Source organism: Streptomyces noursei, assembly GCF_016917755.1.
Taxonomy (GTDB): domain Bacteria; phylum Actinomycetota; class Actinomycetes; order Streptomycetales; family Streptomycetaceae; genus Streptomyces; species Streptomyces yunnanensis.
This window is the reverse complement of record NZ_CP070326.1, coordinates 9204946-9221339: the sequence shown is the minus strand read 5'-3', so window position 1 is coordinate 9221339 and position 16394 is coordinate 9204946. Positions and strand designations below refer to the sequence as shown.

General features: G+C 73.4%; 15 protein-coding genes and 1 tRNA gene. 8 read left to right on the top strand and 8 right to left on the bottom strand.

The annotated features are described in order from the left end of the window. Positions 1 to 99 precede the first annotated feature (99 nt). Positions 100 to 3324, bottom strand: coding sequence for an amidohydrolase family protein (locus JNO44_RS40120; protein WP_205368886.1), 3225 nt, complete (start codon positions 3322 to 3324; stop codon positions 100 to 102). 169 nt (positions 3325 to 3493) lie between these two features. Between JNO44_RS40120 and JNO44_RS40115 the strand changes: the two genes are divergently transcribed. Continuing rightward, complete coding sequence (locus JNO44_RS40115; RefSeq protein ID WP_205368885.1) at positions 3494 to 4408, top strand: alpha/beta fold hydrolase; 915 nt, start codon at positions 3494 to 3496, stop codon at positions 4406 to 4408. A gap of 20 nt (positions 4409 to 4428) precedes the next feature. On the opposite strand, the gene JNO44_RS40110 is transcribed toward JNO44_RS40115, so the two are convergent. The 3 genes from JNO44_RS40110 to JNO44_RS40100 form a co-directional block, all read right to left on the bottom strand. Beyond that, positions 4429 to 5331, bottom strand: coding sequence for a transketolase family protein (locus tag JNO44_RS40110; protein ID WP_205368884.1), 903 nt, complete (start codon positions 5329 to 5331; stop codon positions 4429 to 4431). Positions 5332 to 5376: 45 nt separating this feature from the next. Beyond that, positions 5377 to 6135, bottom strand: a complete 759-nt coding sequence (locus JNO44_RS40105) for a thiamine pyrophosphate-dependent enzyme (RefSeq protein WP_205368883.1) — start codon at positions 6133 to 6135, stop codon at positions 5377 to 5379. 82 nt (positions 6136 to 6217) lie between these two features. Then, positions 6218 to 6511, bottom strand: a complete 294-nt coding sequence (locus JNO44_RS40100) for a YiaA/YiaB family inner membrane protein (RefSeq protein ID WP_205368882.1) — start codon at positions 6509 to 6511, stop codon at positions 6218 to 6220. 175 nt (positions 6512 to 6686) lie between these two features. Here JNO44_RS40100 and JNO44_RS40095 point away from each other — a divergent pair. From JNO44_RS40095 to JNO44_RS40070, 6 genes are all read left to right on the top strand, one after another. Continuing rightward, positions 6687 to 6760: transfer RNA gene (locus JNO44_RS40095), tRNA-Pro, on the top strand. A gap of 668 nt (positions 6761 to 7428) precedes the next feature. Then, complete coding sequence (locus JNO44_RS40090; protein ID WP_039630751.1) at positions 7429 to 7935, top strand: helix-turn-helix domain-containing protein; 507 nt, start codon at positions 7429 to 7431, stop codon at positions 7933 to 7935. A gap of 61 nt (positions 7936 to 7996) precedes the next feature. After that, positions 7997 to 8569, top strand: coding sequence for a hypothetical protein (locus JNO44_RS40085; RefSeq protein ID WP_079143372.1), 573 nt, complete (start codon positions 7997 to 7999; stop codon positions 8567 to 8569). After that, positions 8562 to 9782 (top strand): MAB_1171c family putative transporter, encoded by a 1221-nt coding sequence (locus JNO44_RS40080; protein WP_205368881.1) that lies wholly within the window; start codon positions 8562 to 8564, stop codon positions 9780 to 9782. Before JNO44_RS40085 ends, JNO44_RS40080 begins: the two co-directional genes overlap by 8 nt. A 141-nt stretch (positions 9783 to 9923) precedes the next feature. Continuing rightward, positions 9924 to 11147, top strand: a complete 1224-nt coding sequence (locus tag JNO44_RS40075) for a cytochrome P450 family protein (RefSeq protein WP_205368880.1) — start codon at positions 9924 to 9926, stop codon at positions 11145 to 11147. A 291-nt stretch (positions 11148 to 11438) separates the two neighbouring features. After that, entirely contained in the window at positions 11439 to 12407 is a 969-nt protein-coding gene (locus JNO44_RS40070) for a D-alanyl-D-alanine carboxypeptidase family protein (protein ID WP_235095002.1), read from the top strand. A 71-nt stretch (positions 12408 to 12478) separates the two neighbouring features. On the opposite strand, the gene JNO44_RS40065 is transcribed toward JNO44_RS40070, so the two are convergent. Continuing rightward, positions 12479 to 12973 (bottom strand): DUF309 domain-containing protein, encoded by a 495-nt coding sequence (locus JNO44_RS40065; RefSeq protein ID WP_240168041.1) that lies wholly within the window; start codon positions 12971 to 12973, stop codon positions 12479 to 12481. A gap of 222 nt (positions 12974 to 13195) precedes the next feature. Then, positions 13196 to 13525, bottom strand: coding sequence for a DUF427 domain-containing protein (locus JNO44_RS40060; protein WP_039630743.1), 330 nt, complete (start codon positions 13523 to 13525; stop codon positions 13196 to 13198). 112 nt (positions 13526 to 13637) lie between these two features. Between JNO44_RS40060 and JNO44_RS40055 the strand changes: the two genes are divergently transcribed. Continuing rightward, positions 13638 to 14930, top strand: a complete 1293-nt coding sequence (locus tag JNO44_RS40055; protein WP_240167879.1) for a serine hydrolase domain-containing protein — start codon at positions 13638 to 13640, stop codon at positions 14928 to 14930. Positions 14931 to 14969: 39 nt separating this feature from the next. Here JNO44_RS40055 and JNO44_RS40050 read toward each other — a convergent pair whose 3' ends face one another. After that, on the bottom strand, positions 14970 to 15773 hold the full coding sequence (locus JNO44_RS40050) for a GNAT family N-acetyltransferase (RefSeq protein ID WP_205371358.1): 804 nt from the start codon (positions 15771 to 15773) through the stop codon (positions 14970 to 14972). Between the two features lie 131 nt (positions 15774 to 15904). Continuing rightward, positions 15905 to 16369, bottom strand: a complete 465-nt coding sequence (locus tag JNO44_RS44195) for a thioesterase family protein (protein ID WP_240168040.1) — start codon at positions 16367 to 16369, stop codon at positions 15905 to 15907. Positions 16370 to 16394 lie beyond the last annotated feature (25 nt).

The window sequence follows — 16394 nt, the reverse complement described above, 5'->3', positions numbered from 1 at the left end:
TGGAGCGCGCGGATGCGCCGCACAACCCCTGCCCCCGGGGCGCGGCGCGGCGCGGCCCCGAACCCTCCCGGAGCCGCGCCACCCCTCGCCTCCCGGCCGTCAGTGGCCGATGTCGCAGCAGGACTCGCGGCGCTGCTGCCGCCCCACCGCCAGCCAGTCGGTGCCCGCCGCCGCGCGCACCGCCGGCCCACCGGGCGCCGGGAACGACTCCACCAACGCCCGCTGCTCGTACAGCCGCCCGCCCTTGAGCACCGCCGACGTCCGCACCAGCGCGCCGATGTCCCGGAACGGATCGCCGTCCACCAGCGTCATATCGGCGAGCTTGCCCACCTCCAGCGTCCCGAGGTCGCGCTCCGCGCCGAACACCCGGGCCGGCAGCACGGTCGCCGTCCGCAGCGCCTCGACGACGCTCAACCCGCCGCGGTGCAGCGCCCGCAGCGCAAGATGGAGCGACAGCCCCACCGGCACCAGCGGCTGGTCCGTCCCCAGCGCCACCAGACCGCCGCCGTCCAGGACGCGGCGGTAGACACCCACCTCGGTCCCGATGGCGGCCAGTTGCTCCGGCGTCGGCCGCCGTCCGGCGTTCTCCCGGACCACCGCACCGTCCCACGGCGGCATCAGCCGACTCACCCGCACGTCCTCGGCCAGCGCCGGATCCTCGCCGATCAGCGGCGACGCCGAGAACGGCGTGGCCAGCATGTGCAGCCCGCCCGCCGTGTAGACGTTCTCGACGTCCTCGTACGCGTGCCCCGAGGCGGACACCGCGTGCCCGAACTCCAGCCGCTGGGTCGCCTGCAGATGGGTCGTCAGATCCTGCCCCAACTGCACCCCGGGGCTCAGCAGGTGGCTCCCCGAGCGGACCCCCAGGCGCTCGTGCGCGAAGCGCGCCGCCTGGGCCATCACCCAACCCGGCGCCCGGACATAGGTCTTGACGAAGTCCCAGTCCAACGCCGCACCCCGGGCCAGCGACCGCCGTAGCCCCGCCTCGGTGCGGTGCGCCCGCCCCATGCTGTACGCCACCCGCCCGCCGTCCAGCAGCTCGCCGCAGGTCAGCAGCCGCGGCCCGGCCAGCACTCCGGCGGCCAGCGCCTCCCGCAGCCGCGCCTGCTCGTACGAGAAGCCGCCGCAGGACACCGTGGTGGTGATGCCGTACGCCAGTTGCAGCGCGGTCTGCCGCCCGCCGTACGTGAGCTGCCAGGGATGGGTGTGTGCGTCCCACAGCCCCGGCAGCACCGTCCGGTCGGCCGCGTCCACCCGCCGGGCGGCCCCGGCCCGGGACGCCCGGTGCGGCTCCACCGCCGTGATCCGCCCGTCCCGCACCACCACATCGACGTCCTCGCGCACCGTCTCGCCGGTGCCGTCCCAGAACCGGCCCGCGTGCACCACGGTGTCCCGGGCCCGGGCCGGCCGCCGCTCCAGCGCGACCGGAACGGTCCGCGGCGCACCCCCGGACACCGGAACCAGCCGCAGCTTCCCGGCCGAGAGGTACAGCAGCGTCCCGGAGTCCCCGGACCACGACGGATGGTCCGCGGCCTCCTCGGTCAGCTGGCGCGGCGCACCGTCCGGCGTCCCGTCCGGCCGCACCGGCAGCACCCACAGCGCCGACTCGGCGATCACCGCCAGCCACTTCCCGTCCGGCGACCACACCGGACCGGAGTCGTAGCGATCGGCGATCGAGACGTGCTCGGCGACCTGGTACAGCCGGTCCTTCCCGGTCTCCGCGTCGACGATCCGGATGACGTTGTAGCCCTCGCGGAACCGACGGTTGAGCCGGTTGCGGTCGCACAGCGCCAGATGGCGGCCGTCCGGCGACCAACTGGGCCGGCCCGGCAGCCCGCCCGCCCCCATCGGCGCGGCCAGCACCTTCTCCGTGCCGTCCGCCAGCGTCCGCACGGCGAGATTGCCCATCATGTCCAGCGTCGCCAGCCGGCCGCCGTCCGGCGACAGCGCCGGCTGCACCCGCCCGCCGGACGCCAGCACCGTCTCCGCGCCCGACGCCAACTCCCGGCGGCGCACCGCGAACAGCCCGTCCCGGTCGTCCGCGTACACCAGCGCCCGACCGTCCCGGGACCAGCTCGGCGCGAGCACATACCGGGTGGCCGCGGCCGCGGTGATCCGGCGTGGCGCGCCACCGCCCGAAGTGGGCGCTATCCAAAGGGAGTTGAGGGCGGCGAAGGCGACCCGACGGCCGTCCGGGGAGAGCGCCGGCAGGTGGATCCCGCGGACCGGCCCGGCCGTCGTGCGCTCGAAGCCGTAGTCCTTGACGCGGTACCGCGGACGGTCCAGCGGCAGCTCCGCGGCGAACGGAATGGTCTCGGCCCGCTGCGGCGCGCCGGGCCGGACGATCCGGAACTGCCCGCCGACCGTCACCAGCAGCGCGTCCCGCGCCACCCAGCGCGGCGGCACCGGCTCCACATCACCGTCCACATCCACCGCCGCACCGTCCACCACCAGCGTGCAGATCGAGCCCGGCGCGTCGGTGACCCGCAGGTACGCCAACCGCCCGGCCGGGGACAGCGCGGGCACCATCACCTGCGCCGCGGCCGTCTCGGTGTGCTCGATGCGCACCGCGCCCCGCCCGTCGGCGGGCACCGACGCCACCGTCCGGGACTCCAGCCCCGTATCGGCCAGCCGACCCCGGACGAAGACGATCCGCGCGCCGTCCGGCGACCAACAGGGGTCGAAGTCCTCCCAGGCGCCGCCCTGATGGGGCCCGTCCTGACCGGACAGCCCGGTCACCCGGGTCAGCCGCCCGGACGCCACCTCCAGCACCCAGATCCGGTACGGGCTGCCCTTGACCGCGTCGCCGCCGCGCTCCGAGGCGAACGCGATCCGGGTCCCGTCCGGCGACCAGGCCGGCCCCCGGTCGTCCCACGGCCCGTCGGTCAGCTGCGCCAGGCCCGAGCCGTCCGGCGCCAGCGCCCACAGGTGGAAGTTGCCGCCCCGGTAGGCGCAGACCGCGATCCGGCGGCCGTCGGGGGAGTACACCGGGCGGGTCGGCTCCAGGTCGGGCGGGGTGAGCGCCCGCGCCGCGCCGCCCTGGCGGGGCAGCGACCACAGCACGTTCTGCACCTCGGCGACCAGGTGGTCACCGGACGGGGCGAGGGTGGCCGCGCCGTTGGTGGCGGCGGTGAAGGACAGTCCCGCTGCGGCGCCGGCGGCCGGGGCGCCGGCCGGCGCGGCGGGCAGCGCCGCGGCCTCGGGCGCCGCGACGCCCACCAGCCCCGCCGTGGCGGCGGCCGAGGCGGTGCCCTGGAGGAATCTGCGGCGGGAGAGCGGCGAGCGCGGGACGGGAGTGTGCTCGGGGCGGTCTGTGGTGTCCAACGATCCTCCTGTACAAGGGGGTTGCGGCACAGTGCCGACACAGAACCGCCCGATCCTGTCACGTCGGACGGGCCGTGGGCCATCTCCACCGCGCGCCCCGTGGCCAAGCGCGGCCCGGCGGGTCACAGTGGGCCCGACCGACGACCCGCCAGCCCCCAGGAGAGCCCCCGTGCAACAGGACGTCCACCACGCCCCCGACGGCGCCCGCATCGCCACCTACACCTGGCTCCCGGACTCCGGCACCCCGCGCGCCCTGGTCCAGATCGCCCACGGAGCCGCCGAACACGCCCGCCGCTACGACCGCTTCGCACGCTTCCTGACCGGCCACGGCTACGCCGTCGTCGCCTCCGACCACCGCGGCCACGGCGCCACCGCCGCCTCCACCGGCGGCCGCGGGGTGACCGGCGAGGACGCCTGGCGGGCCGTCGTCGGCGACCTCAAGGGCATCGGCGACCACGCGGCCGCCGCCCACCCCGGCCTCCCCCTCGTCCTCCTCGGCCACAGCATGGGGGCGATGCTGGCCCGCGACTACGCCCAGGAGTACGGCGCCGACCTCGCCGGACTGGTCCTCACCGGCACCTTCCGCACCCTGCCGGGCCTCGACATCGACGCCGCGGTGACCGAACTGGAGGCGGAGATCGCGGCGCACGGCCGAGCCCACCCCTCGCCCTTCCTGCCGCGCACCTTCGGCTCCTTCAACGACGCCTTCGCCCACCGCACCGGCTATGAATGGCTCTCCCGCGACACCGCCGAGGTCGAGAGCTACGCCGCCGACGAGGACTGCGGCTTCCCGTTCTGCGCCGGCCTGGTACTGGACTGGGTACGGGCCATCCGCAAGGTCAACGACCCCGCCCACCTCGCCCGCATCCCCCGCGGCCTGCCGATCCACGTCGCGGTCGGCGACCAGGACCCCTGTCACCAGCGGATGACCCTGGTCCACGAGCTCCTGGAGGACTTCCGCTACCTCGGCATCCGCGAGCTGACCTGGCGGGCCTACCCGGGCGCCCGCCACGAGATCCTCCACGAGACCAACCGCGACGAGGTCCAGGACGATCTGCTGTCCTGGCTCGACAAGCACATCTGACCGCCCGTCACAGTTCGGGCCTACGCGCCCAGGAAACCCGTGATCCGTGCCCGCAGGCCCTGCGGGTCGAGCCCGTGCGCCGCCAGGTGCTCGGCGAGCTGCCCGTAGCGGCGCAGCTCCCGGCGGCCGACGCCGAGCCCGAGCACCCGGTGCGGCCGGTCCGCCAGCGCGTCGTTGGCGTGCCGGGTGGAGGTTCCAGCCAGGTACGGCTCGACCAGCACCACGTCCGAGGAGCCGGCCGCCCCGGCGGCGGCCCGCAGCGCCCGGCCGTCGAAGGGACGCACGGTCGTCGCGTAGAGCACGGTCACGTCCAGCCCCTCGGTGGCGGCCAGCACGTTGTCCAGCATCGGTCCGACGGCGACCACCACCCCGCGGCGCCCCTCCCGCACGGTGTCGAACCCCGCCCCGCCCACCGGCCGCGGCACCTCGTTGACCTGCACGGACAGTCGCACGTACACCTTGTCGTCGCCGGCCGCAGCGGCTTCGCGCAGCAGCGTCTCGGCCTCGTCCGGGTGGCCGGGCACATGCACCGTCCAGTCGTCGAGGGTGTCCAGCAGCGCCACGTCGCCCGGCGCCATGTGCGTGAAGCCGCCGCTCGGCCAGTCGTAGGAGGCGCCGGCGCTGACCAGCACCCCGCCGGTGCCCTGGTGGCCGAAGTCCAGCTTGAGCTGCTCGAAGGGGCGCTCCACCAGGAAGCTGGCGAAGGTGTGCAGCACCGGCCGCAGCCCGGCGAGCGCCAGTCCCCCGCCGACGCCGACCAACAGCTGTTCGCGGATGCCGACGTTGACCACCCGCTCGGGGTGCCGCCGCGCCGCGTCCGCGAAGCCGTCGACGCCGATGTCGGCGAGCACCACGGCCAGCCGCGGGTCCTCGTCCAGCAGTCGCGAGGTGACCGCGGCGAACCGCTCCCGCATGGTGTCCATCACTGAATTCCTTCCGTACGACGGGGTGTTCTGGGGCGGGTGCGGTCAGGCGGCGCGCGCGGGGGCCGGCTGTCGGGTGGGGGCCTTGGGCTCGACCCGCGCGACCACCGCGTGCGGCCGGCCCGGGTGCGGGGTGCGGAACGCCTCGTACAGCGCGCGGTGGTCGCGGCCGTCCACGGTGGCGGCGGACCAGCCCGCGGCCTCGAAGCGGGAGGCGATCCCGCCGCGCCAGCCGTGGGTGGCCGAGGAGTTGTCGATGACGAGGGTGTGCAGCCGGTCCAGACCGGCCGGGCCGGCGAAGGCGAGCGCCTCGTGGTTGCTGCCCTCGTCCAGTTCGGCGTCGCCGATCAGCACCCACACGGCCGGTCCGGTGCGGCCCTGGGCGCGCAGCCCCAGCGCGGTGCCGACGGCCAGCGGCAGCCCGTGCCCGAGCGATCCGCTGCCGATCTCGACGCCGGGCACCAGCATCCGGTCGGGGTGGTGGCCGAGCGGCGAGTCGTACGTGCCGAAGCCCGGCAGCCAGTCGGTGGGGAAGAAGCCCTTGGCGGCCAGTACCGCGTAGTAGGCCATCGGGCCGTGGCCCTTGGAGAGCAGGAAGCGGTCCCGGTCGGGGTCGGCGGCGGTGGCGGGGGAGACCCGCAGCACCTGGTCGTAGAGCACCCACAGGGCGTCGAGGGTGGAGGTGGCCGCCGGGCCGTGCTTCTCGTCGCCGGTCATCAGCCCCATCAGTCGGGGCAGTTCGTCGAATCCGCGGGAGCCGGGCAGGGACCCGGCCGCGGTCGGTTCCGTCGCTGTCGTCGTCATGAGACGGATCATGCAACCTCAAGCAAACTTGAGGTCAAGGCGTGGTCCGCGGATCGGCGACCCCGGCCCGCGGTGGCCGGGATCAGGGCTGGCCCGGCTTGAAGACGTCCTGTTCGATGAGGAGCTTGTCGATCCGGGCCTTGTCCACCCGGTTGGTCACCTCCGTCGCCTCCTGCCGGTCGCGGATGCACTTGGCCAGGGTGAATGCCGACGAGACCACGAAGACCAGCCCCAGTGCGAGGAACGCGCGCTCCCAGGCGCCCACCGGCAGCTTGACGATCCCGATGGCCAGCGCCACCAGCGACAGCCCGAAGGAGAGCGCGGCCTGCACGAAGAAGGCCGTGGTCGTCGGCCGCTGAATCGAGGGAGTAGTCATGCGCGTAGCGTGGCCGCGCGGTGACGCCGCCGCATGAGTACGGGTACTCATCCCGCCCGCCCCCGCCACCTGCCCCGTCGCCCGGCCCGGCCGGGAAATGGCAGCACGCACCCTCTGACATGCGGTATTGTTCTCGTGCACGACCGCCCGGGGAACTCCCCGGCGCAGCGGGCATCGGGACGTGGCGCAGCTTGGTAGCGCACTTGACTGGGGGTCAAGGGGTCGCAGGTTCAAATCCTGTCGTCCCGACTCGAAAGAGTCGCAGGTCAGGGGCCGTTTCAGAGAGATCTGAAACGGCCCCTTGATCATTCCTGGGAACCCTGCGGGGACCGGCGCACCTGGCGGGTCTCAGCGCACATCGCGACGGACGTCGTGCTCCGCCGCCCCGAACGGCGGCGCGTGGTGCACGACAGTGATGCCGCTCTGCACGGCGTTCAGTGAGCGTCCCGGGAAGGCGCCCCGCATGGCGCGGTCGCCGTCAGGTGGCCGACACCCGTCCGCGCGTTCAACGCCACGGTGCCGTAGCGGAGTTCGGCGCCGCTGCCGATGACGAACAGGGGGACCCTGGTCGTGGTCGTACATGCCGGTACCCAGGAACAGGAAGCGTGCCGTGCACCTCGCCTTCTTGCGGGTGCGGGCATGCCGTGCGGTGACGGTCCGCCGTCCCTGCGCGGACGAGAACTCCGCGCCGACCACCCGGTGTCCGTAACGGATGCGTTCGGCCCTCGTCCTCCCGATGTGGGGTAAGTCCCGTCATGATCGGCGGGTAGTTGTTGCCATGTCACTCAACTCGCGGTTAAGTTCGAGGCTCCTCACTGTCCGTACGTGGACTGGTGCGGCGCGTTCCCGGCATGTCAGGATGGGGGCGTGGCAGCAACGGCCTTAACTGCTCGTTGGGGCGAGGGAACGAACGGGGGATGACAGTGGGGGGCGACAGCCGGCCCAAGGGGGAGGGCAGCGTGCTCGCGGAACGGCTCAACCACCTGTTCGCGCACATGCACCCGCCGGGCGCGCCGTACACCAACGCCCACGTGGCCGACGAGATCAGCCAGGGGGCGGCGGAGTACGGCGGGGTCAAGGTCACCGAGCAGTACCTGTCGATGCTGCGCAACGGACGGCGGACCAACCCCGGTCCCGAACTCCTGCGGGCGCTGGCGAAGTTCTTCGCGGTGCCGGTCGGCTACCTGCTGGGGGACCTCTCGCAGCCGCAGGCCGCGCGGGTGGAGGAGGAGGTCCGGTTCCTCGCCGCCATGCGGGACCAACGGGTGCGCGCCATCGCACTGCGCTCGGTCGGGCTGCCCCCGGAGGTGCAGGACAGTCTGACGACGATCATCTCCCAGTTCCGCCAGCAGATGAACCTGCCGGACGGCCCGTCGGAGCAGGGTGGTGATCGGCGTGGCGCACGGCCCGATACAGACCGCTGAGCGCGACCGGATCTTCACTACCTGGCGGCGGGCCGGACACGAGGACGGGACGAGCATGCGAGTGGGGCAGATGCGCAGGCGGTGCAAGCAGCTCATCAAGGAGCTGCGGCTGCCCGCCTCGACCGATCTGCGGGGGATCTGCGACATCGTCGCGGCACGGGTGGAGCGGCCCGTCCACCTGGTGCCGATGAGCCTGGGCGGGGTCGTCTCCGGCATGACCGCCACCACGGACGACGGCTACTGGGTCTTCTACGAGCTCAAGACCTCCCCCTGGCACCAGACCCACATCGTGCTGCACGAACTCAGCCACCTCCTCCTCGGGCACGCCCAGGACCCGGCCGTCACGGAGGACGCGCTGCGGATGTGGACCCCGTCCGTCGACGTCGCCACCGCCATGCGACGGATGGGCCTGACCATGGGCTTCGCCCGGCACCACGGCTACGACAACCTCGCCGAGCGGGAGACCGAAGTGCTCGGCACGCTCCTGATGGAGCACGTGGTGCCCTCCGCGGTGGAGCGGGAACTCCCGCTGGAGGGCCCGGCCGCAGAGGTCGCGGCGGCACTGGGGCCCGCCCTCCAGCACATCCGGCGCCAGCAGGAGGCCACCGGGCCGGAGGAGGAAGCCGGTGTTTGACGTCGTCTACCTCTGCTTCGGGGCCGCGGCCTGGGCGTTGGTGGCCTACAAGGCGGTCGCCTGGTTCCGCGACCGCTCCAACACCGACCTCGGACTGGCCTGCGTGATGACCGGCGGGGTGGCCACGGTCTTCCTCTTCTCCGCACCCAGCCTCTACCGGGAATTCGACCGGCTGGTCGGCGTCGCCAACCTCGCCATGGTCTTCCTCTACTCCTCCGTCGTGGTGTTCGCCGCCGGCGCCCTGGTGCTGCTGCTCCGCTGGACGGCGGGCGAGGGCGAGGCGGCCCGGGCCCGGGCGCGGACCAGGGCGCGGTCGGCGGTCGGCGCGGTGGCGCTGCTGTGGGCGGTGGCCGTGACCGGCTTCGCCGTCGGCCGCCCGGACTCCGTCGAGCACCCCCGGGACTTCAGCACCGCCTACACCGACGCCCCCGGCGTGATGCTCTTCCTGGTGCTGTATCTGGCCATCTTCGGGGCGAGCCTGGCGGGCCTGGGGACGCTCTGCCCGCGCTACGCCGCCCGGCTCGGCGGCTCGTGGCTGGCCCGCGGACTGCGGGTGCTGGCCGCCGGCTGCTGGCTCGGCCTGGTCTACTGCGCCTGCAAGGTCATCGGGTTCGCGCTGTCATGGGCCGGGCATCCGGCGCCCTGGCTCTCCAACGGCGTCGCCCCGCTCAGCGCCTCCGTCGCCGCGATCCTCGTCCTCGCCGGCTTCTCCCTGCCCGCGGCCGGCCCGCGGGTCGCCGCCTGGCGCCGGCTGCGCCGCCTGACGCCCCTCTGGCGGACCGTCACCGAGCAGACCCCCGAGGTCACCATGGACGACTCCCGGTGGTCCGGACGCTGGCCCTTCGCCGACCTGGAATGGCGCGCCAACCGCCAGATGGCCGAGATCCGCGACGTGCAGCGCGGCATCCGCCGCCACGTCGAGTCCGACGCCATCGACATCGTCCGCGAACGCGCCCGCGCGGTCTCCCTGGACGACCGGCAACTGGCCGCGGTCGCCGAGGCGGCGGCCCTCCGACGCGGCCTGGAGAACCGCGCGGTCGGCCACGTCCCCGCCCACGGCGCCGACAGCGTGGTGGTCGGCGAAGGCCACCAAGCCATCCGACTCACCGCCGAATACGAGCACTTGGCACTGGTCGCGGACGTCTACCACTCACCGCTGATCGACACGGTGCTCACCGAGTTGCGGCAGCGCAGCGCCACGGCGCGCAGCTGACCGCGACCCCGCAAACGGGGTGGCCCGGTACGGGGGTCCGGGCCTCCCGCTCCGCGCACGGCGGCACCGGCCCACGCGGCCGGTGCCGCCCGGCGCTCCCTGCGGGCGGCACTCCACGGATACCGCCTACGCTCGGATCTCATGCAGAACACCGCCGAGACCGGCCCCGACGCCCGCATCGACACCACCCCGCTCCTGGACGACCCGTACGCCGCCTTGGCCGCCCTGCGCGAGGCCGGCCCGGTGCACCGGATCGCCGGCACCGACGGGCAGCCCGCCTGGCTGGTCACCCGTTACGACGACGTCCGCAGCGCCCTGGCCGACCCCCGGCTCTCGCTCGACAAACGGCATGCCACGCCCGGCAATTACCGCGGCTTCGCCCTGCCGCCCGCCCTCGACGCCAACCTGCTGAACATGGACCCGCCGGACCACACCCGGATCCGCCGCCTGGTCGTCAAGGCGTTCACCCCGCGCCGCGTCGAAGCGCTCCGTGCCCCCGTCCGGCGGATCGCCGACGACCTGCTGGACGCCATGGCGGCCAAGGGCCGCGCGGAACTCGTCGCGGACTACGCCGGACCGCTGCCGATCACCGTCATCTGCGACCTGCTCGGCATCCCCGCCGAGCACCGCCGCGACTTCCTGGCCTGGTCGGACGCGCTCATCACCCCCGACCCCAGTCGCCCGGAGGCGATGAAGCACGCGATCGGCGCGATGCTGGAGTTCTACACCGCACTGATCGCCGCCAAGCGCGCCGAACCCGGCGACGACCTGCTCTCGGACCTCATCACGGTCCGCGACGACACCGCGGACGGCACCGACGCCGACCGGCTCAGCGAGGACGAACTGACCTCCCTCGCCTTCCTCATCCTCTTCGCCGGCTACGAGAACACCGTCCAGCTCATCGGCAACGCCGTCCTCGCCCTCCTCGATCACCCCGAGCAACTCGCCGCGTTGCGCCGAAATCCAGCCGAACTGACCCCCGCCGTCGAGGAGTTCCTCCGCTACGACGGACCGGCCGCCCTGGCCATCCGCCGCTTCCCCGTCGAGGACGTGGAGATCGGCGGCGTCCGCATCCCCGCCGGCGAGAGCGTGCTGCTCTCGATCGCTTCCGCGAACCGTGACCCGAAGCGGTTCCCCGACCCGGACCGACTGGACCCGACCCGCGAGCTGTCGGGCCACCTCGCCCTCGGGCACGGCATCCACTACTGCCTCGGCGCACCGTTGGCCCGGATGGAGGCGGAGACCGCCATCGGCGCGCTCATCAGCCGCTTTCCCGACCTGCGCCTCGACGTCCCGCGGGACGAAGTGCACCACCGAAGGACAATTCGAGCACGTGGCCTGATTTCGCTGCCGGTGGCCTGGTAATCCGGGAACGCACAAGTTTTTGATGCGTAACCGTTCAGTCATGAGGTAGAAAAGTGCTGTGACCCGCCCGGTGTGCATCCCCCGTCGCACCGGGCGGGTCCCTCTTTGCGACTGCGCACATCCCTAGGTCGTGTCCGCGACGTCCCGTCGTTCGCCTGGTGCGGCGAGAGGGCGCACCGCGCGCCGCACGGCAGGCAGGACCTCACGGACCCGCCCTGGCGCATCACCGCCCCGTGGCCCGTCTGGCGCATCCGCGCTGCGCCCACCGCGCACCCTCCTTAGCGTGACCTCATGGCATTCGACGCGCTTGTGTCCAAGAAGGCCGGTGCGCTGGCAATGATCGCCGCCGCCGGTGTGTCCCTCAGCCCCATACCGGCCGACGCCCGACCCGCCGCCGCACCGACGGCCCGTCAGGCCGCGGCCCCCGCACGCCACCTGCCGGGCGGCCTCAGCGCCCTGGCCTGGCTGGTCGCCGACGTCAACACCGGCAAAGTGCTGGCCTCCAAGAACTCGCACCGCAAACTCGCCCCGGCCAGCACCCTCAAAACCCTCTTCGCCGTCACCGTCCTGCCCAAGTTCCCCGCCAAACGGGTCCGCCAGGTCAGCGCCGGCGACCTCGCCGGCCTCGGCTCGGGCAGCAGCCTCGTCGGCGTCCGCCAAGGACAGAGCTACACCGTCGCCGACCTGTGGAACGGCGTCTTCCTGCGCTCCGGCAACGACGCGGTGCACGTCCTCGCCGCCATGAACGGCGGCTGGTCGGCCACCGCCCGGGAGATGCAACAGACCGCCCGCCGACTCGGCGCCCGCGACACCACGGTCAAGTCCCCCGACGGCTACGACGCCCCCGGCCAGGTGTCCTCCGCCTACGACCTGACCGTCTTCGCCCGCGCCGGCCTCGCCAACGAGGACTTCGCCCGCTACTGCTCCACCCCCCGCGTCGCCTTCCCGGCCGCCGGCGGCGGATCCGTCCAGATCGAGAACACCAACCGGATACTGGTCGGTTCGCACGGCCTGTCCCGCTACCCCGGCATCATCGGCGTCAAGAACGGCTACACCAGCAAAGCCGGCAACACCCTCGTCGCCGCCGCCCGCCGCAACGGCCACACCCTGATCGCCACCGTGCTCAACCCCCAGTCGGGTGAGCTCAACGGCGTCTACAAGGAAGCCGGCGCACTGCTGGACTGGGGCTTCGACCATGTGGCGCGCTCCGAACCGGTAGGCCGGAGCGGCCCCGGTGACGACGACGGAGAGGACTCCTGACCCGCCGACCACCAGGCAGGAACCCGACCGACCCGACCTGAGGGCCCGCGGCACCGCGGGCCCTCAGGTACTCAACCGCGCAGCCGGGGAGCCGCCCCGGCTGCCGAGACCGGCCCCGCCGGCCCGCCCTCCGGGGCACCGGCCACACGGTCGATCAGACCACGCGCCCAGGCCGACAACCCACCGACGTCGATGCCGTACGGAGCGGCCTCGGCATACGGAGCGAGGGCCGCCACCCCCCGCCCCAGCAGCGCCGCACCACCCGTGGCATTGCCGCGCGCCGCGTGCGTGAGCCCCACCGCCAGCTGGGCCAGCCCCCGCCACAGCTCCCGCTCGGTCTCCGGAGCCGCCTTCCAGGCGTCCTCCAGCACCTCATGGGCATGGAACGGCATCCCGGCGTCCAACAGCCGCTGCGCCTCCGCCAGCGACTCGTCCGGCGTGCGGGACACCCCCTCCGGCTGCCGGGCGACACCCGCAGCGCCGTAGGGGAGTGGCCGGCCCAGCCCGTCCCGCGGGCGGGCATTGCGTGCCCGCCCCTGCTCGTCGCGATCACGGGAGCGGGACACCGGGGCGCCGCCCTCCTCGTACCGGGTGCGCTGTCGATGGTCCTCCGGGGCATTCACCCTTCGATTGTGCGCCCCGTGGGGACCGGCGTCGTCACGGGGCGCACGGGACGCGCGGGGTGTATGGGGTGCACGGGGCGCGCGGGGTGGTGGGCGACCCGGACGACCGGGGCCGAGCCGGCCGTCCGGCACGGGCGGCACCGGCGCCCCCGCGCGGCCCGCCCGCTACCCCAACTGCACCTCGTAGAAGCAGAGATGATCCTTGATCTCCGCGACCTCGGCATGCGGCTCGGGGTAGGCCCAGGCCAGATCCTCAGGGCCCTGTTCGAGCGACCAGTAGGAGGCGGTGCCCTTGAACGGGCACACCGTATGCGTCGTGGAAGGCGTCAGCAGATCCATCCGCACATCCTCCGGCGGCAGGTAGTACCGCACCGGGCAGCCGGTCTCGAAGAGCAGCAGCGGCTGCCGGCTCTCGGCGAGCAACTGCCCCTCCACCACCACCCGGACGTGCTCGGTGCCGTGCTTGATCTCGATGTGATGGCCTTGCGTGGACATAACCCTGATCTCCGTTCGTGAGTCGGACGGGTACACCCTCAGGGTCGCATCCGGGACGGCCTCAGGGAGATCCCTGAGGCCGGCGAGCCCCGCCATCGGCACAGTGTCAGACATGACTTCAGAGATGGCTTCAGACGCGACCCTCCCCGCGCATTCCGCAGCGGCATCAGCCCGCCCTGGCCCGGCCCTGCACCCCTCCTCCCCGCCCTCCGGTCCGACGCGCCTCTCCCGGCGCGCGGTCGTCGGCGCGGCACTGGCCGGCGCGGCGGCACTCACCGCCATCGGCCCGGCACGCGCCGCCACCGCGGCGGCGCCCCGGCCGCCCGCCCACCCGCCCGTCCCACCCACTCCGCTGCCGCCGCTGGACGTCACGGCCCTGCGCACCGCGATCTCCGATCTGGCCCACCCCGAGGCCACCGGCGCCCAGCTGCGCGTCACCGGCTCCGCCGGCAGCTGGTACGGCACCGCCGGCGTCGCCGACCGGGCGAGCGGCCGGCCCGTCCGCGAGCACGACACCTTCCGCATCGGCAGCATCACCAAGGTGTTCGTCGCCACGGTGATCCTCCAACTGGCCGCCGAACACCGGCTCGTGCTCGACGCACCCGTGCAGCGCTACCTCCCCGGCCTCCTCCCGTCCGCCTTCCCCTCCCTCAGCACCACCCAGCTGCTGAACCACACCAGCGGCCTGCCCGACGAATCCGGTGCCGGCGTACCGGACCTCTCCACCCCCGAGGCCATCGCCCGCCACCGCTACGACAGATGGACCCCGGAGCAACTGGTGGCCCAGATCGCGTCCGGCCCGATGAAGTTCGCCCCCGGCAGCAAACAGGAGTACCGCGGGATCAACTACGTGCTCCTCGCCCTGCTCATCGAGCGGCTCACCGGCCGCCGCTACGGCGAAGTGATCACCAGCCGCATCCTGCGCCCGCTCGGCCTGCGGCAGACCTCCGTGCCCGGCAAGGACATCCGCATCCACGGCCCGCACGTCCACGGCTATCTGCGGATGACCGACGGCAGCCTGCTCGACATCACCGACTACGACCAGACGGCCGCCTGGGGCGAGGGCGAGATGATATCGACCACCGGCGACCTGGACCGCTTCCTGACCGCACTGTTCTCCGGCACGCTGCTGCCGCGGCCGTTCCTGGAGCGCATGCGCACCCTGCCCGCCGGCGTGAGCATGATCGACGGCAGCCCGGCCCGCTACGGCGCCGGCCTGCAGACCGTCACGATGAACGGCGTCACGTTCTGGGGCAAGACCGGCGAGCGGTACGGCTACGGCTCCTTCATGGTGGCCACCCGCGACCAGCAGCGCCGCGCGGTGTTCTCGTTCAACCCCACGCACCGGGACGCCACACAGCTCCAGATGACACTCCGCGTGGCCGCGGCACTCACGAAGGGATGAGCCGGGAACGGCGCACGGGCTTCGGCGGAGGCGGGCTGCTCAGCTCCCCGCTGCCTGGTGGGTGTTGCGCACGGTGGGCGTGGGGGCAAGGGCGTGTTCGGTGAACCGGCCGCACGGGCGGAAGCCCAGCCGGCGGTAGACCGGCTCGCCGTCCGCGGACGCCTGGAGGACGGCGACGTCGGCGCCCGCGGCGCGGGCCGCGTGCAGTGCGGCCAGGGTGAGGGTGGTGCCGTAACCGCGCCGGCGGTGCTCGGCCAGGGTGCAGATGTTGTAGATCCCGGCGACGCCGGCGTGGTGGAAGACCTCGGCCGAGGCGACCGGACGGCCCGCCGCGTAGCCGACGAGATAACGGGCCGGACAGTCGGCGGCCAGTGCCTGTGGGGCGGCCCGGTCGTAGAAGCGGAGGACGGTGTCGGCGGGCGGGTTCCAGTTCGCGGCGAGGACCGTGGCGTAGTGCGAGAGCTGAGCGGGGGTGGTCACCGGCTGGATGTCGAGCAGATCGGCCGAGGGCGAAGGGAGGGTGCCGTCGAGCGCGGCCCACATGGCCGTTTCGTGGGCGGACGGGGCGAGGCCGGCGGCCGACAGCAGCGTGGTCAGGTCCGTCGGTATCGAGGCCGGGCCCACCCACCAGGAGAAGGGGCGGCCGATCCCGGCCACCGCCCGCACGGTCGCGGAGATCCGTGCGGGGGCGGCGCCGGGGGCGAAGCGGGCCGCGGCGACGACGTTGAAGGTGTCGTCGTCGAGGCCGCTGTCGGCGACCAGGAGATCGGTGGTCTCGGTGACGGTCGCGCCGGCCAGGCTCCGGTGCAGATGGCAGGCGTGCTCGGCCAGGTTCTGTTCCATCCTGGCCGGCAGATCGGAGGTATCGGGGAGAGGCGTTCGCATGGGGTGCATGATCGGTGATCAGAGCACAACCACGTCCGCGGAGCATGCCCTTTTCGGGGCGCCGGCCGGGCGCGCCGCGCAGCGCCCGGTCAGGCGTCGACCGGGCGGATCCCGTGGCCGGCCCACTCCGGCGCCGGCGCGCCGGCGGCGGCGAGCAGGTCGCGGGTGGCGTGGGGGAACGGGACGGCGCAGCCCTGGCGCTGGTCGACGTGGAGGGTGAAGAGCTCCTCGGTCGCCACGGGATCACCGCTGGGCTCGCCGGCGGGATCGCAGCGGTACATCTCGTGGAGGACGCGGAGCTTCTTGGCGGCCACGCCCAGCACCGTGGTGCGGACGGCCAGTTGACTGCCGCGGGGGACCTCGTCGAGATAGCGGACGTGCGCCTCGACGGTGTAGAGGGAGCGGCCGGTGCGTGCGCGGTAGTCGGCGCCGAGGCCGGACGCGTCCATCAGGGCGTCGGTCGCGAAGCCGAAGACCAGGACGTAGTACGCCTCGCTGAGGTGGCCGTTGTAGTCGATCCAGTCCTCCTGGACGACCTGGCGGAAGAGGGGGATCGGGGAGAGGGGGCGGGGGCGGGGG